Genomic DNA, 18539 nt, shown 5'->3' on the forward strand with positions numbered 1-18539 from the left:
TGCCCATTAGGAAATCTTATTTTGCTCGATTACAAGTTACTCGCCGCCCTGGCTGCGGTTGTGGAGCAGGCTGGTTTCGAACGAGCGGCGCAGGTACTGGGGCTGTCGCAGTCGGCTGTGTCGCAGCGGATCAAGCTGCTGGAGGCGCGTGTCGGTCAGCCGGTGCTGGTGCGTGCGGTGCCGCCAGCGCCCACGGAAATCGGCCGGCGTCTACTTAACCATGTGCAGCAGGTGCGTCTGTTGGAACGTGATATTCAGGCGCAGGTGCCGGCACTGGATGAAGGCGGCATGCCGGAGCGCCTGCGCATTGCCCTGAATGCGGACAGCCTGGCCACCTGGTGGGCGGCTGCGGTTGGGGTGTTCTGTAGCGAACAGCGCCTGTTGCTGGACTTGGTAGTGGAGGATCAGGAGGTCGGTCTCAAGCGCATGCGCGCTGGCGAGGTGGCGGCCTGTGTGTGTGCCAGCGAGCGTCCGGTGGCCGGAGCGCGGGCCATGCTGCTGGGAGCGATGCGTTACCGGGCGTTGGCCAGCCCGGCCTTTATCGCCCGGCACTTCCCTGATGGGGTAAATGCACAGACGTTGGCCCATGCGCCGGCCATTGTCTTTGGTCCGGATGATTTGCTGCAGCATCGCTATTTGTCCGGGCTGGGTGTGGAGGGCGGTTTTGCCCACCACTTGTGCCCTTCGTCCGAGGGCTTTATCCGCCTGGCGTTGGCCGGTTTTGGTTGGGGCCTGATTCCCGAGTTGCAGGTGCAGGGCGAACTGGCGCGCGGAGAACTGGTTGAGCTGCTCGCCGAGCAGCCGATTGATGTGCCGCTCTACTGGCATCATTGGCGTAATGGTGGCGAGCTGCTTAACCAGTTGACGCAGCACCTGGCGCAGGCGGCAGGCAAGAGTCTGGTGGCGTTACTGTGAACTCAGGAGAGCTGCACCTTGCCCGAGCCTGGCAGTTGTTCCACGCAACGGGCGCCGAGCAGTCTTGACGGGGTGAAGTAGCCGCCAGTGCCGCTGTAACTCAGCAAATGCCGCACGGCCAACAAGGTACCGTGCACGGTGACGTCGTAGCCATTGGCGGTTTCCAGGCGCGCGGTTTTTACCTCACCGGCGGCATTACGCACCTCGCCCCACAGCCAGGTGCGCTGACGGGCGCGGCTGGCTTCATCGGGGCCGCTGACGCGTTTTTCGATCAGTCGCTTGAGCCAGTTCTGCACCGCATCCAGGCCGAGCAGGCCGCGCAGCGGGTCGATCAGTCGCATCACGATGGCGGCCATTGCTGGCGTCGGCAGGTACACCTCGATATTGTCGATGCCGGTGGAGTGGTAGGCGGTGGACACATCGCCCCAGGGGATCGTTACCGCCGGTTTTTCACCGCGACCAAAGTTGATGGTGCGGCGCTTATAGCCCAGCGGTACATCGGTGATCACGCCTGCGCGGCGCACCTTACCGCCAAACTTCAGGCCTTCCACCGAGGTTTTTGCCGTACCGGGCGACAGCCCGCTGCCAGAATCGAAGCCCAGCGCCAGGTGCGTGGCATCGGGCAGGGCCTGGTGCAGGCAGGCGGCCAGGCAATCGCTGGGGATGACATCAAAGCCCACGCCGGGGCAGACCACTACGCCCCGCTCGCGGGCCTGCTGATCCCGCTGGTGAGCGGCTTCGAACACGCTGATCTCGCCAGTAATATCGACATAGTGGGTGGCGCTGGCCAGGCAGGCGTCGAGCATCGGCGCGCTGGTGGCGGAGAATGGCCCCGCGCAGTGAGCGACCACGGCAACATCCGCCAGGGCTTCCTTGGCTCGGTCCAGTTGGTGGATATCGAATATCCGGCATTCCAGGCCCAGCAGGCTGCCCAGAGCGTGTACAGCGGCCGGGTTACGCCCTGCCAGAATGGGCGTGAGGCCCTGGCGCTTGGCTTCGGCGGCCAGCAGGTGGCCGGTGTAACCGTTGGCGCCATAAATCATCCAGTGCGTGGCCATCCTGTTTTCCTTTAATAAGCGGAGGTAGGGGCACAGCTTAGCGGGTGCTGCCGCCTTTGTTGGCCTATCGCAGGGTGTGTGCGGTCGCTTTTATGGCCTGCACTGCCACTGCGCACGCTGCTAGAGTGGCGCATCGAGCAGGCCAAGCGGGGGGTTGCAATGAAGATTCTGGTAACCGGAGCCAGCGGTTTTATCGGCGGGCGGTTTGCCCGCTTTGCCCTGGAGCAGGGCTTGCGTGTGCGGGTTAACGGCCGCCGTGCCGAGGGTGTCGAGCACCTCTGCTCGCGTGGTGCGGAGTTTGTTCAGGGCGATCTATCTGACCCCGAGCTGGTGCAGCAGCTGTGTCGGGACGTTGAAGCGGTGGTGCACTGCGCCGGCGCGGTCGGCGTCTGGGGGTGTTACGAGCACTTCTATCAGGCCAATGTCACGGTCACCGAAAACGTGGTCGACGCCTGTATTAAACAGAAGGTGCGGCGCCTGGTGCACCTGTCGTCGCCGTCGGTGTATTTCGACGGTCAGGCGCATGTCGGCTTGCGTGAAGAGCAGCTGCCCAAGCGGTTTTCCGATCACTACGGCAAAACCAAGTTTCTTGCCGAGCAGCAGGTGTTTGCCGCCCAGGAGTTCGGCCTGGAGGTGCTGGCGCTGCGTCCGCGCTTTGTCACTGGGGCGGGCGATACCAGTATCTTTCCTCGGCTGATCAATATGCAGCGCAAAGGTCGGTTGTCGATCATCGGTAACGGCTTGAACAAGGTCGATTTCACCAGCGTGCACAACCTCAACGAAGCGCTGATGAGCTGCCTACTGGCCGCCGGGCCTGCGCTGGGGCAGGTGTATAACATCAGCAATGGTGCGCCAGTGCCGCTGTGGGATGTGGTCAATTATGTGCTGCGCAAACTCGACCTGCCGCCGGTGACCCGCCATCTGCCTTATAGCCTGGCGTATGGCGCGGCGGCGTTGAATGAAGGCGTGTGCAAGCTGCTACCCGGTCGCCCGGAGCCGACCCTGTTTCGCCTGGGGGTGGCGGTGATGGCCAAGGATTTCTCCCTGGACATCAGCCGCGCCCGACAGCATCTGGAATTCGAACCCAGGGTTAGCCTGTGGACCGCGCTGGATGAATTCTGCACCTGGTGGCAGGCGCATCACCCGATTTGATGCCCGGTAAGTCAATCTCAGGCGTAAACGCGCTGCCCGCGGTACATGCGTACTGACCCACTGGCCGGGCGGTGTGCATGCTCTTCCACCAGCAGCGGATGTCCGGCTTGCATGCGTGGCGTCGTTGCAGCCTCGCCGAAGGGGCGGTCGCTGTACTGAGCCAGCAGTTGACCCAACTGGCGGGTTTCATCGCTGCTGGAGGTGAGGCAGGCGCTGAGCATGCTGTTGATTGCATCCGGCTGGCTCATGCGAATATCCACCGCCAGCTCTTCGCGCAACCGGCGGCGCAGGCTTTTCATGCAATCCAACACTTCTCTATTCAGCTCCATGGACCTTCCCCCGTAATTAGAAGTGGACTGGGTGCCTTCATCCGGAATGCCCCGTCTGGTCTCGCCGCGTTTGCCGCGTGCGGATCGCGCCTGTAGCGGCCGGCTTCCCTGACCCTACGAAAACGTCGCAAATAGACAACTGCAAGGCGCGTACCAGTTCACACTCTGCGGAACTGCGCTGCTTGCAGCGGGTCGATGGCCTGAGTTGTGCCCTTCGTCGGTGCGCCCTGCACTGGCATGGCGCGACACTGAAGCCCTGCGCGCGAACCGGTATACTGCGCGGCATTCTGCTACTGAAGGTTGACCCATGCGTAACGATGCCCACGACGAACTCGATCACGTGCCCAGCCTGCGGGCTGATCAGCGCGATCATGACGACTATGCCGCAGAACCACCGGAGCCTGCGCGCAGTCCTGCCTATGGCCGCGTAGCGGCCGCAGCGCCGTTGAAATCGGCCAGCACTGGCCCGCTCTGGGCCCTGGTTGGCGCCTTGATGATTGCCTTGGGCGGGCTTGGCTGGTGGAGCTTCCAGCAGATCAGTCTGATGGAGCAGCAACTGGTGGCGACCCAGGAAAGCTTTGCGCGCATCAGCGAGGAAGCGGCCGGGCGAATTCAGGATATTTCCGGCAAGGTGGTGGCCACTGAATCCTCGGTCACCAGCGGCAGTGAAGCGCTGAAGCTGCAGGTCAAACAGCTGGAAAGCAAAGTGGCCGAGCTGAGCAAACAGCAACAGGGTATGACGGGCCAGAGCACCGAGCAGAATAATCGGCTAGAACAGTTGGCCGCGCAATTGAAAGGTCAGGAAGGTGGTGAGTCGAAGCTGGAAGCGGTTCTCAGCAAGCTCAGCGCAGAACAGGCTGCGCTTAAAGATGAGCAGACCAGCCTGAAAAGTGCGCTGGCCGGGCAGAGCAAGCTCGACGAGAAAATGGCCAGCCTGCGCAGTGAGATCGACGCGCTGAAAAAACAGGGCAACTCCAGCCAGGCCATTGCCCGTGTCGAGCAGGACCTGCTGATACTCAAGAGCGATCTGGAAACCCGTCCTGCCACCAGCAATACCGTCGAGTTTGATGCTTTCCGCGCGCAGATGAGCCGCAACATCAGCACCCTGCAGGCGCAAGTGTTGAACCTGCAGCAGCAGATTGACGCCCGCTGAGTGAGCTGCAACAAAGAAGCCCGCCAATTGGCGGGCTTCTTTTTTGAGGCGTTTAAACCTCAGGTAGATACTGGCAAGCCTCTGTGGGAGGCGTTTTAGCGGCGAACGTTCGATAACGCTATCGCGGCTAAAACCCCTCCTACGGCAGAGCGGCTACAGCGTTGGGTAGTCGAGGTAGCCGACTGGGCCTTTGCCATAGAAGGTTTCCGGGTGCGGGGTATTCAGCTCGGCATCCTGCGCCAGGCGCGCCGGCAGGTCCGGGTTGGCGATAAACGGAATGCCGAAGGCCACTGCATCGGCTTTGCCTTCAGCCAGCCAGGCATTGGCTTGATCCTTGGTGAAGCGCTCGTTGGCGATAAACACGCCGCCGAAGGCTTGTTTCAGGCTTGGCGACAGGCTGTCGTCGGCTTCCTTCTCACGGGCGCAGATAAAGGCGATGCCGCGTTTGCCCAGTTCACGAGCGACGTAGGTAAAGGTTTCGGCGCGGTTGGCGTCGCCCATGTCGTGGCTGTCCGCACGCGGTGCCAAGTGCACGCCAACGCGGCCTGCGCCCCAGACTTCAATTGCCGCATCCGTGACTTCCAGGAGCAGACGCGCGCGGTTTTCCAGGCTGCCGCCGTAGCGGTCGGTGCGCTGGTTGGTGCTGCTTTGCAGGAACTGGTCGAGCAGGTAGCCGTTCGCGCCGTGGATTTCCACACCGTCAAAACCGGCGGCCTTGGCGTTTTCCGCGCCCAGGCGATAGGCCTCGACGATATCGGCGATTTCTTCGGTTTCCAGGGCGCGCGGGGTGACGAAGTCCTTCATCGGGCGCACCAGGCTGACGTGACCCGTTGGCTGGATGGCGCTCGGTGCGACGGGCAGTTGACCGTTCAGGTAGATCGGGTCGGAAATGCGCCCAACGTGCCACAGTTGCAGGACGATCTTGCCGCCTGCAGCGTGCACGGCCTTGGTCACATTGCTCCAGCCGCGTACCTGATCATCCGACCAGATGCCGGGGGTGTCCGGGTAGCCGACGCCCATCGGGGTCACGGCCGTGGCTTCACTGATGATCAGGCCAGCACTGGCGCGCTGCACGTAGTACTCGGCCATCAGCGCGTTGGGTACGCGGCCTTCATCGGCGCGGCAGCGGGTCAGCGGGGCCATGATGATGCGGTTGTTGAGTTGTAGGTCGCCAATCTGGATTGGGTCGAAAAGTGTGGTCATGGGACGGTCCTCTCAGGTTATTCGTTGAGTGCAAGTTCGGGTTCAGGGCTACGGGTACTAAAAGTCAGCAGGGTGGCCAGCAGCGCCAGTACAGCCAGTACGGCTGCGGCCAGGGGCACGTGGGTCAGGCCGAAGCCTTCGGCAATCACCAGGCCGCCAACCCAGGCACCGAGGGCGTTGCCGAGGTTGAAGGCACCAATATTCAGGGTCGATACCAGGTTCGGTGCACCGCTGCCAAAGGCCACCACATTGACCTGAAGGGCCGGCACCGCAGCGAAGGCGGCGGTGGCCCAGAGGAACAGGGTGATTTCGGCCGGGATCAGCGCCTGGCTGGTCCAGCTGAATAGGGTGGAAATCACCGCCATGGCGACAAATACGCCGACCAGGGTGGCTTTCAGGCTGCGGTCGGCCAGGCGGCCGCCGAGCATGTTGCCGAGGGTCAGGCCGAGGCCGATCAGCAGCAGGGTCCAGGTCACGCCGTTGGGCGACACGCCAGTGACTTCGCCCAGCAGCGGCGCGATGTAGGTGAACAGGGCAAACATCGCCGCAGAGAACAGCACCGTGGTGCTCAGCGCCAACCACAGGCCGGCACCGCGCAGGGCGCGCACTTCGCTGGCGAAGTCGGCCTTGGCTTCATCGGTTTTGCTGGGCAGCACGCGCCACAGGCCGATCAGGGCAATCACGCCAATCAGGGTCACGGCCCAGAAGGTCGAGCGCCAGCCGGCGTACTGACCGAGTGCGGTACCGAGTGGCACGCCGAGCACGTTGGCCAGGGTCAGGCCGGTAAACATCAAGGCGACGGCTGAAGCGCGGCGATTGGCGGGCACCAGGCTGGCGGCCACCACCGAGCCGATGCCGAAGAACGCGCCATGGCAGAGGGCGGTGATGACCCGGGCGAGCATCAGCATCTGGTAATCGCTGGCCAGGGCGCAGAACAGGTTGCCGGCGATAAAGATGCTCATCAGCATCAGCAGTGAGGCTTTGCGCGGCCAACTGGCGGTGGCCAGGGCCATAAAAGGTGCGCCGATGGCCACGCCCAGGGCGTAACCGGTGACCAGCCAGCCGGCGCCGGGAATCGACACGCCGAGGTCGCCCGCCACTTCTGGCAGCAGGCCCATGATGACGAATTCCGTGGTGCCGATGGCAAACGCGGACAAAGCGAGGACGAGAAGCGCTGCAGGCATGCCGTCAGCTCCTGAAAAAGGGGTGAATGAACAATGAGTTTTAGAGCGCTTGGCTGATGTGGTTGAGGAACGCCTGGATCGTCTCTTCATTGCGCTTGAAGAAGTTCCATTGGCCAACCTTCTTGCTGCTGATCAAACCGGCGCGCTGCAGGGTTGCCAGGTGTGCGGAGACTGTTGATTGCGACAGCCCGGTGCGCTGGTCGATCTTGCCGGCGCACACGCCGATTTCCAGCGGATGGTCCTGGTCGGCGAAATACGCCTGCGGGTCTTTCAGCCAATGCAGGATGTCGCGCCGCACCGGATGGGCCAGTGCCTTGATCACTTCATCGATGTCGAGTTGCATACGGGTTATCCCCAGTGCGCTGTAACGCCATATCGCGATGAGGCGAACCTTATATCGGTTGCTGACGATATACAGATCGTTCATGGCGATAGTCATCATCACGCCTGCTGATGTGTAAGCTGAGGCCATGAATTACCTCGCGCATTTACACCTCGGCGGCGACGCGCCGGCCCAATTGCTGGGCAGCCTGTATGGCGATTTCGTCAAAGGGCCGCTGGGTGGGCAGTGGCCGGCGGATATCGAAGCGGCGATCCGCCTGCACCGGCGTATCGATGTATTCACCGACAATCATCCATTGCAAATGCAGGCGCGGGCGCGTTTTGCCATTGAGCGGCGGCGTCATAGCGGCATCTTGCTGGATGTGTTTTTCGATCACTGCCTGGCGCTGAACTGGGCTGACTATGCCGCCGAGCCATTACCGCGCTTTACCAGGAGGGTGTATCTGGTACTGGCCGCTGAGCCGCGTTTGCCTGAGCGTCTGGCGCACATTGCGCCGCGCATGGCAGCGCAGGATTGGCTGGGCAGTTACCGCGACTTTTCCGTGCTGGAACAGGTGGTCGCGGGGATTGATCGGCGTCTGTCGCGGCCAGGCTTGCTGGCCGGCGGTGCCGCCGAGCTGGAGCGGCTGTATCAGCCGCTGCTGGAGGATTTTCGCCAGTTCTATCCGGAGTTACAGGCCTTCGTGGCGCGCGAGCGTGGACTCGGCGGTTAGGCTGCCTGGCTTTCAGTTTCAGCCTTTTCAGTTTCAGCTGCGTCTACCGCACCAAACAGCGCCTGACTGATCGCCTGCTGCGCCGCGCGGGCCAGGGCGTTGCGGTTCAGTTCGCTGCTGGCAATTGGCGTCAGCAGCTGAATGTGCACTTCACCCAGTTCGCTGCCGAGCAAACGCAGCAGGTGCGAGAGCATGTCGTCATCGCCGATAAACGGCGCCACGCTGCACGGTTTGCCGCCGCGCAGGTAACGGATGGCCACCGGCTGCACAGATACGCCACTGTCGATCGCACTGCTCAGTAGGCGACCGTGAAAGGTGCGCAGCCCCAGCCCATCGGTGGTGGTGCCTTCGGGGAAGATCAGCAGGTTGCGCCCGCGTTGCAAGTGGTTGCCCAGCTGCTGGCTGAGCAGGCCGCTATCACCCGAACCCCGGCGAATAAACAGGGTGCCGGCCTTGTGCGCCAGCCAGCCGGCCACCGGCCAGGTGCGCACCTCCGCCTTGGACAGGAAGGACAGCGGAGTGAGCATGCCGAGCAGTGGAATATCGGTCCAGGACACATGGTTGCTGACCCATAGCATCGGCTGACGTGGCAGCTCGCCCTGTACCTGCAAGCGAAATGGCAGCGCCCCGGCCAGGCGTGCGAGAAACCAGCGGGTCAGGCGTTGGCGGGTTGGCATCAGGTCATGCCGGACCAGGCGTTCAAGCAGGGTTATGCTCGCCGCCAGCAGGGTGCCGAGGCTGATCACCAGCAGTAGGCGTGCCAGGCGCAGGTACAAACGCACTTTCTTCATCAAACACTCTCGCGACAAAAACACAAACGCCGGCACTGTCTACAGAGTGCCGGTGAGTTGTGCAAGATTACTCCGACTTGCTGTTAAACAGCGGCTTTGAAGTGCCGTGCATAGCGTGGGCACAGCTCGTCACGCTTGAGCAGGATAAACACGTCAGCGACCTGGAAGTCCTGATCCCAGCACGGCTCGCCGCAGATCTTCGCGCCCAGGCGCATATAGGCCTTGAGCAGCGGCGGCATTTCGGCGATCACGTTGCTTGGCACATCCAGCGCCGGTAGCGGGTTTTTCGGTTCGGCGCGCAGGTGTTCGGTGCACAGGTAGCGTTCGCGCAGGCGCTGCATGATCGCCTGGGCCTGAACACCGCCATCCTGCATGGAGATGCTGGCGCAGCCCATCAGGTAGCGATAACCGCCTTCGTTGAGCACTTCGGCCAACTCGCCCCAGAGCACGGCGATGGTTGCACCGTTGCGGTAGGCGGCATCGACGCAGGTACGGCCGATTTCCAGCACCGGGCCTTCGAGGTGTGGCAGGCCGTGCAGGCTGAATTCTTCTTCGCTATAGAAGCGCCCCAGGCTGGCGGCAGCGCGGTGGTCGAGCAGGCGAGTGGTGGCTACCAGCTCACCGCTGTTGAGGTCGCGCACGCCGATGTGTTGGCAGTGAATATCGTAATCATCCATGTCCAGGCCCAGTTCGGCACCCTTGAGCTTGGCATCGAATTCGGCACTGAATACGCGAAAACGCAGCGCCTGGGCTTCGCGCAGGGCGGCAGCGCCCAGCAAGCGCTCGGCTTGCAGGCGACGAGCGGGGGTGGTGCGGTCGCGGGTGATTGCCATCTGGGTCATGCCGTCATCTCCTGTAGCCGGCTTTTTGCCTTGCAGCCGGTCGATCTTGTTGGGCAAGCTCAGGCTAGGTAGCGGCGGTGTCACCTCCATGAAGATTTGGTGATGCTTGTATGACACGGTGTTCAATCCCTGGAACAAGGAGCAAGGCATGCCCTGGCAACAGCTGTTGAGTCCGAAAACGCGTTTACCGGTGACGGGGCTGGAGGAGTGGTACGCCAGCCTGCTGGACCGTATTGGCCACCCAACCCCGTTGCAGCTGGCCCTGCTCGGTGGACGGCTGGCTGCGACGCCAGGGCTGGCGTTTCTCGCCGGGTATCAGGGCGCGTTGCGTGCGCTCTGGCCAGCTGCGCCCTGGACGTTGGGGGCGCTGTGCGTCACCGAAAACCGCAGTACCCGACCGGCGGATATGAGTACGCGGATCAACGCCCTGACCCTCGACGGCCGCAAGGATTTCGTCACAGCCGCCGAGGCCGCCGACTGGTTGCTGGTGGCGGCCCGTGAGGACGTTGCCGGCGCGCGGGTGCAACTGGCCCTGGGCGTGGTGCGCAATGGTGCGCCAGGGGTGCAGATCGAGACGCTGCCGGCGTTGCCACTGATGCCCGATGTCAGCCATGGCCGCTTGCATCTGCAAAGCGCGCAGTGCGAGCGCTTGCCCGGTGACGGTTGGGATGACTATGTAAAACCCTTCCGCACCCTGGAGGACACTCATGTGTTGGCGGCGCTGACGGCCTGGTTGTTTGGCATCGGGCAGGAGTCTACTTGGCCGCAGGCCCTGCAATTGCGCCTGCTTGGTTTGCTGGCCGGCTGCGCGGAAGTGGCGCGGCAATGCCCGAGCGCCGCAGGCAGTCATCTGCTGTTGGCCGGATTATTTGCTCAGTTCGACAGCCTGCGCGGAGAGCTGGACAATGCCTTTGCCAGCGGCGATGCGCACTGGGCGCAGCTCTGGCAGCGCGACAAAGGCCTGCTGGCGATTGCCGGCAGCGCGCGCAGCAAACGCCAGCAGAAGGCACAGGCCCTGCTGGGGCTCACACTGTAAGGCCCGGCAGGGGCATCGATAGCGACCGTGTAGGCGTCGGGTGGATGACGCCCTATCCGCGTGGGGGCGGGCATGCGCTACCCAGCCGTCACGAAACCGATATCAGCGGTTTATGAGTTGTGACGACCACTGCTTTGTTGGCTTGATCCAGGTCAGTAAGGTTGGGCCGCTACGCCATTAAACTCACGGGCTTTCGGGAGAGAGCCTGCCATGCGACGCGAGCCCATAGTGCTGTTCGATAACGGTGAGCATCAATGCATGATGTTCGATGATCTGGTCAGCGGGGAGGGCGTGCAGTCCAACCAGTTTCTGATCACCGACAACGAGCAGTACCTGCTGCTTGATCCGGGCGGTGACCTGACTTACACGCCGTTGTCGCTGGAGCTGTCCAAGCACATTCCGGTGCAGGACCTGACCTATATCTTCGCCTCGCACCAGGACCCGGACATCATCGCCTCGCTGGACAAATGGCTGTTGCACACCCGCGCGCGGGTGATCTGCTCCAAGCTCTGGGCGCGCTTTCTGCCGCACCTGACGGCCAACTACCTGGCGCTCAGCCGTGGCATCAACACCTTTGACCGGATCATCGCGCTGCCGGATCGCGGCCAGTCCTTCAGCCTTGGCAAATGCACGCTTAAGGCGGTGCCCGCGCATTTTCTCCACTCGGTGGGCAACTTCCAGCTGTATGACCCGGTGAGCAAAATTCTGTTTTCCGGCGATATGGGCGCCTCGATGGTCGACGACGCGCACCCGGTCACGGACTTCGTTAACCATGTGCCGAACATGCTCGGCTTTCACCGGCGCTATATGGCCAGCAACAAGGTCTGCCGGCTGTGGGCGGCGATGGTCCGTGACATGGATGTTGCGATGATTGTGCCGCAGCACGGCCGGCCTTTTGTCGGCGCAGAAATGATCAATGCCTTTCTCTACTGGATCGAGAACCTGGAATGCGGCATGGATCTGCTAGGTGCAGAGGATTACCGCTTGCCGGATTAGTCGCCTGGGCATAAGCCGTGACTTTTCGCGCCGAATAGCCGGATAAAGCGGCGTGTTCGGCGCTTTTTGTCGGCGTCAAACGCATGCTAGGGTGCGGCCTTCGATCCCAGCAGAGGCGGCTCCATGTCCATCACTCCCTTTCCCGCGCGGCGGCTGATGCTGGCGTGCGTCTTCGCCCTGGGCTGCGCCACGGCGCACGCCGAGAACTGGCCTGGCAGCGACTGGGACAGCCAGTTGGCCGCGCCCAGCAGCGCGCTCAGCGAGCTGGAGCGCTATGCCTTCCCCGTCCGTGATGACGCCACCCGCAAAGGTGTACGCACTGATGCCCTGCTGGTAATCCGCGATGGCCAGGTGGTTTACGAGCGCTATGCCGCACCGACCACTGCCGCCACGCCGCACCTGACCTGGTCGATGGCCAAGAGCCTACTGGCCACCACCATGGGGGTGGCTTACGGCCAGGGGCGTTTCCGTCTGGATGCACCGGTGGCGGATTACTACCCGCCGTTTGCCGCACATCCGCAGGTCAAGGTCGGTCATCTGCTCAACTGGGCCTCGGGGCTGGACTGGCAGGAAGACTATGAATACGCGCCGCTGAAATCGTCGGTGGTGGCGATGCTCTACACCCGTGGCCGCAGTGATATGGCGGCATTTACCGCCGCGCACCGCGCCGATGCCGAGCCGGGGGCACGCTTCCGTTATTCCAGTGGCGATAGCAATGTGCTGGCTGCTGCACTGAAAAACATGGTGGGCGAAGCGGCTTACGCCGATTACCCCTGGACTGCGCTGTTTGATCCGCTGGGGATCACGACCGCTGTCTGGGAGCGCGATGCCGCGGGCACCTTTGTCGGTTCCTCATACGCCTATATGAGCGCCCGTGACCTGGCCCGTGTCGGTCTGCTGATGCAACGCGATGGTCGCTGGGGCGAGCAGCAGCTGTTGCCCAAGGCGTGGGTCGACTTCAACCGTACGCCTTTTGCCAACTACCAGTCGCAGGCCGAAAAGCCGGGTGAAGCGGTGCCCGGCGGTCAGTGGTGGCTGAATGCGGCCGTAGCCGGTGCGGGCAGGCCCTGGCCGGATGCGCCGGAAGACACCCTGGTGGCGTCCGGGCACTGGGGGCAGGGGCTGTATGTGATCGCCAGTAAAAATCTGGTGATCGTGCGCTATGCCGATGACCGCGATGGCAGCTTTGATCGCAACCATTTCCTCAAGCTGGTTCTCTCCGCGTTGGCCGATGAGGTGCTGCCATGATTCGTCGTCGTCCGTTCAGCAGCCTGTTGTTGCTGATTGCGCTGTTGCTCGCGGCCCTGGCCTGGCAGAACCGCGCACACCTGCAAGCCTTTCCAGGCATCATCGGCGCTTACTCGGCCAAGGAGTACTGTTCGTGCCGCTATGTGGCGAACAACCCGGTCGACTACTGCGAGGCGTATGTGGCGCAGTATGTTTCGCTCTCCGGCTTTTTCGATGACCAAGCCAACAAGCGCGTGACCGCGCGCGGCCTGGGCAGCACCCAGAGTGCGCAGTGGCTGGGTCCGCGGCAGGGTTGCCAGCTGTTACCGCAAGCCGCGCCGCTACCGTAATCAGGGCCGTGATCGAATCGAGCGCCCGGCAGGGTTTGCAAGGCCCGGCCGGGCGGCTATGGTGGCGTCTCCATTTCCCATGCGTGAGCCGCAATGCGCAGAGTCAACCGCCGCGTGAACGCTCATGCCGCATAACGTCTTTCCCTGGCGACGCGGTAATGCACTGACGTTGCTGATCGACGGGCCGCAGTTTTTCGAGCAGATGCTGGCGCGCATCGACGCAGCGCTGCGACAGGTCGATCTGGAACTCTATCTGGTGGAAAGCGGGGCGTGCAGCCGCATGCTGATTGATAGCCTGTGTGCAGCCGCGCAGCGTGGTGTGGTGGTCCGTTGCCTGTTCGATGCCTTTGGCGCGCAGGGTTTGCATGCTGCGGATCGACAGCTGCTGCAGGCGGCTGGCGTGCAGGTACAGTGGTACAACCCACTGCGCTGGAAGCACGGCGTGCGCAACTTTCACCGTGATCACCGCAAGTTATTACTCGTCGACGAACAGTTTGCTTTTGTCGGCGGCACCGGTTCGACCGATGAATTCTGGCAGCCAGGCCAAAGCAGCAGTGTCTGGCACGAGGTAATGGTGGAAATCAGCGGGCTGCTGGTGGCCGATTGGCAGCAGCTGTTTGAGCGCCAATGGCTGGCATGTCAGACCTGGGTCGCCTGGCGACCAAAGCTGCCACTGCGCCTGAAAAGCCTGCCGGCCTTGCCCGCTTTAGGACAGGGGTTGGGCCGCGTGGCCTTTGCCGATGCCTTACAGCACCGCGATATTCTGTTGTCGCTGGTACGTGCTTTGCGCGGCGCCAAGCAGCATATCTGGCTGGCAACGCCGTACTTTCTTCCGACCTGGCGGGTTCGTCGCACGCTACGCCAGGCCGCCAAGCGTGGCATTGAGGTGCGCTTGCTGTTGGCCGGGCAACATACCGATCACCCACCGGTGCGCTTTGCCGGCCAGCGCTACTACGCCAGCCTGCTCAAAGCCGGCGTACAGATATTCGAGTACCAGCCGCGTTTTCTGCACCTGAAAATGGTGCTGGTGGACGACTGGGTCAGCGTCGGCTCCTGCAACTTCGACCACTGGAACCTGCGCTTCAACCTGGACGCCAACCTGGAAGCGCTGGACCCGCAGTTTACCGCCAGCGTGGCGGCCAGCTTTCAAGCGGATTTTGCCGATAGCCAGGAAATCACTCTGGCCGACTGGCGCGCGCGGCCGTGGTGGCGGCGCGTGCAGCAATCCATCTGGGGGGCGCTGGATCAATTGTTGGTCAACCTGCTTGATCGCCGCCGCTGACCCGCACTTTTGTCGGGTGTGGGGCGGCTAGGGCGCCGTTATGCTCGGGTCATAACACCCATAATAAGGAAGCTGTCGATGCGAGCCCTGTCCTGTCTGACCGTGCTGTGTGTGCTGGTCTTGAGCGGCTGTTCAACCCCAGGAGCCTTTTTCGGAGCAACGCAGGGCCATGTGTTTCGTGAGCATGTGCTCAGTGATGAGGATCATGCCCTGGTCTACCTCTATCGGCCGCAGAGCGACTGGGCGGACCAGGAGCTGGAAGCCCCTGCGCTATTTCTCAACAATGAGCGCATTGGCAGTCTGCCGAGCAATGCCTATATGGTGCTGGAGTTTGATATCGCCAGTTATCAACTGGAGATGCGCCGCCCCTTGTTTGGCTCGCACTGGACTCTCTTCGCTGACGGTCCGCTGGATTTCACCCTGATCAGCAGCTTTGCCCTGGATGCCGAGGCCGGTGGTATTTATTACCTGCGCTACGACGAACTCAACCCGCCACCGGTGAACGAGCAGTCGCCGAGCCAGGGCGACGGTCCGCTGCAGCTGGTATCCAAGGCAGTGGCGGACGCGGAAATCGGTGCCACCCACGAAATTCAACCCTTCGAACGGATTGCCGCCAGTGGCGAAACCGAGCGCATGCAGCGCAGCTTCTGGCGCCAGGTCGGCAAGTCGCTGGACAAGATCGGCATCTAGAACGCAACGGGCCAGCGCAAGGCTGGCCCGTTACCACAACGTGAGCATGGCCATTGCGGCCATGTACTGACGCCCTTAAATCAATTCAACAGCGACCGCCGTGGCTTCACCCCCGCCAATGCACAGCGAGGCGATGCCACGCTTGCCGCCGGTGTTTTTCAGTGCATTGATCAGGGTCAGGATGATCCGCGAGCCGGTGGAACCGACCGGATGACCCTGGGCGCAGGCGCCGCCGTAGACGTTGACCTTGGCGTGATCCAGGCCGTGTTCACGGATGGCCAGCATGGTCACCATGGCGAAGGCTTCGTTGATTTCGAACAGGTCAACGTCGGCCTTGTCCCAGCCGGTTTTCTTCAACAGATTGCTGATCGAACCAATCGGCGCAATGGTGAACTCGCTCGGGTCCTGGCTTTGGGTGGCGTGCGCAACGATCTTCGCCAGCGGCTTGAGGCCACGTTTGGCAGCTTCTTCAGCGGTCATCAGGAGCAGCGCCGAGGCACCGTCGGAAATCGAGCTGGCGTTGGCCGCCGTGATGGTGCCGTCCTTGCGGAAAGCCGGCTTGAGGCCCGGAATTTTATCCAGATTGGCGGTCAGGGGTTGCTCGTCATCCTTAACCACGATGTCGCCCTTGCGGCTGCTGACGGTGAGCGGAACGATTTCCGCATCCAGTGCGCCGCTGGCGATGGCGCTCTGTGCGCGTTTCAGCGACTCAATGGCGTAGGCGTCCATGTCTTCGCGGGTGATGCCGTACTGATCGGCGGTTTCCTGGGCAAAAGAACCCATCAGGCGGCCGGTGCGCGCATCTTCCAAACCGTCGAGGAACATGTGGTCCTTGATCTCGCCGTGGCCCATGCGCAGGCCCGCACGTGCTTTGGTCATCACGTAAGGGGCGTTGGACATGCTTTCCATGCCACCGGCGATCATCACGCTGTTGCTGCCTGCCTTGAGCGAGTCAAACGCCATCATCACCGCTTTCATGCCCGAACCGCAGAGCTTGTTGATCGTGGTGCAACCGGTCGCAGCGGGCAGGCCGGCGTTCAGCGAGGCCTGGCGCGCCGGGCCCTGTTTCAGACCAGCAGGCAGCACACAGCCCATGATCACCTCCTGCACGTCGGCAGGCGCAACACCGGCACGTTCAACTGCAGCGCGAATGGCGGCCGCACCCAGATCAACCGCGGCAATGCTCGACAGGCTGCCTTGAAAACCACCCATCGGCGTACGTGCGCCGCTGACGATGACGATATCGGACATCGGAAAACTCCTCGTTTTTGTAATAGATCGCAGGTCAAACACATCGAATGCGAGGCAATGATTCTACTGCGTGACTAAAAATGCCCAAAGAGTCACGCAAAAAATCATTCTTTGGGCTGATTTGAGCAGGCGGCGGCGGCTCTAGATTGGGCCCACTGAAAAAACCAACAATAGGTACCGCCATGCTGCAGACCCGCCTGATTGCTCCCGCTGACAATGCTCACAATGCGCCGCTGCTGATCAAGCGCCTCTTGTTGTCGGGCATTCGTTACGAGAAAACCCGCGAAATCGTTTACCGCGACCAGTTGCGTTACAGCTACGCGACCCTCAACGAACGTGTAGCGCGCCTGGCCAATGTACTCACTGAGGCCGGGGTCAAGGCTGGTGATACCGTGGCGGTGATGGACTGGGACAGCCACCGCTATCTGGAATGTATGTTTGCCATTCCGATGATCGGCGCGGTGCTGCACACCATCAACATCCGCCTATCGGCTGAGCAGATTCTCTACACCATGAACCATGCCGAGGATGCGTTCGTGCTGGTCAACAGCGAGTTCGTGCCGCTCTACAAAGGCATCGAAAGTCAGCTGACCACGGTGCAGAAGACCATGCTCTTAACCGATGGCACGGACAAAACTGCCGAATTGAATGGTCTGGTTGGTGAGTACGAAAACCTGCTGGCGGCCGCCAGCCCGCGTTACGACTTCCCGGATTTCGACGAAAACTCGGTCGCCACGACCTTCTACACCACCGGCACCACCGGCAACCCCAAGGGCGTGTACTTCAGTCATCGCCAACTGGTGCTGCATACCATGGCCGAAGCCAGCGTGCTGGGCAGCCTGGACAGCATTCGCCTGTTGGGCACCAACGATGTGTACATGCCGATCACCCCGATGTTCCACGTGCATGCCTGGGGCATCCCGTATGTGGCCACCATGCTGGGGATCAAGCAGGTCTACCCTGGCCGTTATGAGCCGGACCTGCTCTGCCGGTTGATCAAGGAGGAGAAGGTCACCTTCTCCCACTGTGTACCGACCATTCTGCAGATGGTCATGGCCGCTCCCAGCGCCCAGGGCCATGATTTCGGCGGCCTGAAAATGATCATCGGCGGCAGCGCGCTCAATCGTTCGCTGTATGACGCCGCCAAGGCGCGTGGCATCCAGCTGACCGCTGCCTATGGCATGTCGGAAACCTGCCCGCTGATCTCCTGTGCCCATATCAACGATGAGCTGTTGGCCGGCAGCGAAGATGAACGCACCACCTACCGGATCAAGGCTGGCGTGCCGGTGCCGCTGGTGGAAGCGGCGATCATGTCCGCCGATGGCACCTTGTTACCGGCCGATGGCGAGAGTCAGGGCGAATTGGTGCTGCGCGCGCCCTGGCTGACCCAGGGTTACTTCCGCGAACCGGAGAAGGGCGCTGAACTGTGGCAACACGGCTGGCTGCACACCGGTGACGTGGCGACCATCGACGACTTCGGCTTTATCGATATCCGCGACCGCATCAAGGATGTGATCAAGACCGGCGGCGAGTGGATTTCCTCCTTGGAGCTGGAAGATCTGATCAGCCGCCACCCCGCCGTACGTGAAGTCGCGGTGGTGGGTGTGGTCGATCCGCAATGGGGCGAGCGGCCGTTTGCCCTGTTGGTACTGCGCGATGGCCAGAGCCTGGATGCCAAAGGGCTCAAGGAACACCTCAAGCCGTTTGTTGATCAGGGCAGCATCAACAAGTGGGCGATACCGTCGCAGATCGCCCTTGTTACCGAAGTTCCCAAGACCAGCGTCGGCAAGCTGGATAAGAAACGCATTCGCTTGGATATCGTCCAGTGGCAGGCTGCCGGCAGTCCGTTCCTTTCCACGTTATAAGGTTTTCTGTAACGGGCGCAGCTGCAGGCAGCGTCCGTTATACGGCAGTCGCTTGGCACCGCGCAGGCCAGGCGGCTCAAGGCCTGTAGGTGTCTGTGAAGTGATTGCTAGGTGGGTCTTGGCCGGTCAGTCCGGTTGTTCAATTAACGGCAAATCAGGT

General features: G+C 62.1%; 19 protein-coding genes. 11 read left to right on the forward strand and 8 right to left on the reverse strand.

The genetic code is table 11. The annotated features are described in order from the left end of the window. Positions 1-21 precede the first annotated feature (21 nt). Positions 22-915, forward strand: coding sequence for a LysR family transcriptional regulator ArgP (locus DBR00_RS07085; RefSeq protein WP_108486264.1), 894 nt, complete (start codon positions 22-24; stop codon positions 913-915). Between the two features lie 2 nt (positions 916-917). Here the strand turns inward: DBR00_RS07085 and DBR00_RS07090 are convergent, their stop codons facing one another. After that, positions 918-1973, reverse strand: coding sequence for a trans-acting enoyl reductase family protein (locus tag DBR00_RS07090; protein WP_108486265.1), 1056 nt, complete (start codon positions 1971-1973; stop codon positions 918-920). Positions 1974-2132: 159 nt separating this feature from the next. Here DBR00_RS07090 and DBR00_RS07095 point away from each other — a divergent pair, with 159 nt between their 5' ends. Continuing rightward, complete coding sequence (locus tag DBR00_RS07095; protein ID WP_108486266.1) at positions 2133-3125, forward strand: NAD(P)-dependent oxidoreductase; 993 nt, start codon at positions 2133-2135, stop codon at positions 3123-3125. A gap of 17 nt (positions 3126-3142) precedes the next feature. Here DBR00_RS07095 and DBR00_RS07100 read toward each other — a convergent pair whose 3' ends face one another. Then, positions 3143-3454 carry a hypothetical protein gene (locus tag DBR00_RS07100; protein WP_108486267.1) on the reverse strand — a complete coding sequence of 104 codons (312 nt, stop codon included), beginning with the start codon at positions 3452-3454 and terminating at the stop codon, positions 3143-3145. A gap of 307 nt (positions 3455-3761) precedes the next feature. On the opposite strand from DBR00_RS07100, the gene DBR00_RS07105 reads away from it, so the two are divergent. Further along, on the forward strand, positions 3762-4607 hold the full coding sequence (locus DBR00_RS07105; protein ID WP_108486268.1) for an ATPase: 846 nt from the start codon (positions 3762-3764) through the stop codon (positions 4605-4607). 153 nt (positions 4608-4760) lie between these two features. Here the strand turns inward: DBR00_RS07105 and DBR00_RS07110 are convergent, their stop codons facing one another. Genes DBR00_RS07110 through DBR00_RS07120 form a run of 3 tightly spaced genes read right to left on the reverse strand, consistent with a single transcriptional unit; the run spans position 4761 to position 7337 of the window. Next, positions 4761-5810 carry an alkene reductase gene (locus DBR00_RS07110; RefSeq protein WP_108486269.1) on the reverse strand — a complete coding sequence of 350 codons (1050 nt, stop codon included), beginning with the start codon at positions 5808-5810 and terminating at the stop codon, positions 4761-4763. A 17-nt stretch (positions 5811-5827) separates the two neighbouring features. Beyond that, entirely contained in the window at positions 5828-6994 is a 1167-nt protein-coding gene (locus tag DBR00_RS07115) for an MFS transporter (RefSeq protein ID WP_108486270.1), read from the reverse strand. Positions 6995-7034: 40 nt separating this feature from the next. Beyond that, positions 7035-7337 (reverse strand): helix-turn-helix transcriptional regulator, encoded by a 303-nt coding sequence (locus DBR00_RS07120; RefSeq protein ID WP_090382593.1) that lies wholly within the window; start codon positions 7335-7337, stop codon positions 7035-7037. Positions 7338-7464: 127 nt separating this feature from the next. On the opposite strand from DBR00_RS07120, the gene DBR00_RS07125 reads away from it, so the two are divergent. Then, positions 7465-8049 carry an ACP phosphodiesterase gene (locus tag DBR00_RS07125; RefSeq protein ID WP_108486271.1) on the forward strand — a complete coding sequence of 195 codons (585 nt, stop codon included), beginning with the start codon at positions 7465-7467 and terminating at the stop codon, positions 8047-8049. Here the strand turns inward: DBR00_RS07125 and DBR00_RS07130 are convergent. Then, positions 8046-8840, reverse strand: a complete 795-nt coding sequence (locus tag DBR00_RS07130; protein WP_108486272.1) for a 1-acyl-sn-glycerol-3-phosphate acyltransferase — start codon at positions 8838-8840, stop codon at positions 8046-8048. The genes DBR00_RS07125 and DBR00_RS07130 overlap by 4 nt on opposite strands. Positions 8841-8923: 83 nt before the next feature. Continuing rightward, positions 8924-9682 (reverse strand): L-ornithine N(alpha)-acyltransferase, encoded by a 759-nt coding sequence (olsB, locus tag DBR00_RS07135; protein WP_108486275.1) that lies wholly within the window; start codon positions 9680-9682, stop codon positions 8924-8926. 148 nt (positions 9683-9830) lie between these two features. Between olsB and DBR00_RS07140 the strand changes: the two genes are divergently transcribed. From DBR00_RS07140 to DBR00_RS07165, 6 genes are all read left to right on the forward strand, one after another. Further along, positions 9831-10718, forward strand: coding sequence for an acyl-CoA dehydrogenase family protein (locus DBR00_RS07140; protein WP_108486273.1), 888 nt, complete (start codon positions 9831-9833; stop codon positions 10716-10718). A 210-nt stretch (positions 10719-10928) separates the two neighbouring features. Continuing rightward, complete coding sequence (locus DBR00_RS07145; protein ID WP_108538031.1) at positions 10929-11714, forward strand: MBL fold metallo-hydrolase; 786 nt, start codon at positions 10929-10931, stop codon at positions 11712-11714. 123 nt (positions 11715-11837) lie between these two features. Beyond that, positions 11838-12962: a serine hydrolase gene (locus tag DBR00_RS07150; RefSeq protein ID WP_108487047.1), complete on the forward strand. Its 1125-nt coding sequence runs from the start codon at positions 11838-11840 to the stop codon at positions 12960-12962. Further along, positions 12959-13291, forward strand: coding sequence for an amidase (locus tag DBR00_RS07155; RefSeq protein ID WP_108487046.1), 333 nt, complete (start codon positions 12959-12961; stop codon positions 13289-13291). Before DBR00_RS07150 ends, DBR00_RS07155 begins: the two co-directional genes overlap by 4 nt. A 124-nt stretch (positions 13292-13415) precedes the next feature. Further along, positions 13416-14573, forward strand: a complete 1158-nt coding sequence (locus tag DBR00_RS07160; RefSeq protein WP_108487045.1) for a phosphatidylserine/phosphatidylglycerophosphate/cardiolipin synthase family protein — start codon at positions 13416-13418, stop codon at positions 14571-14573. Positions 14574-14651: 78 nt separating this feature from the next. Further along, positions 14652-15263 (forward strand): DUF2846 domain-containing protein, encoded by a 612-nt coding sequence (locus DBR00_RS07165; protein ID WP_108487044.1) that lies wholly within the window; start codon positions 14652-14654, stop codon positions 15261-15263. A gap of 75 nt (positions 15264-15338) precedes the next feature. Here DBR00_RS07165 and DBR00_RS07170 read toward each other — a convergent pair whose 3' ends face one another. Then, complete coding sequence (locus DBR00_RS07170; protein ID WP_108487043.1) at positions 15339-16514, reverse strand: acetyl-CoA C-acyltransferase; 1176 nt, start codon at positions 16512-16514, stop codon at positions 15339-15341. A 182-nt stretch (positions 16515-16696) separates the two neighbouring features. Between DBR00_RS07170 and DBR00_RS07175 the strand changes: the two genes are divergently transcribed. Further along, a complete protein-coding gene (locus DBR00_RS07175) occupies positions 16697-18379 on the forward strand; it encodes a fatty acid--CoA ligase (protein WP_108487042.1) in 1683 nt (560 codons plus the stop codon). Positions 18380-18539: the final 160 nt, after the last annotated feature.

This window comes from Pseudomonas sp. HMWF032 (assembly GCF_003060885.1).
Taxonomy (GTDB): Bacteria; Pseudomonadota; Gammaproteobacteria; order Pseudomonadales; family Pseudomonadaceae; genus Aquipseudomonas.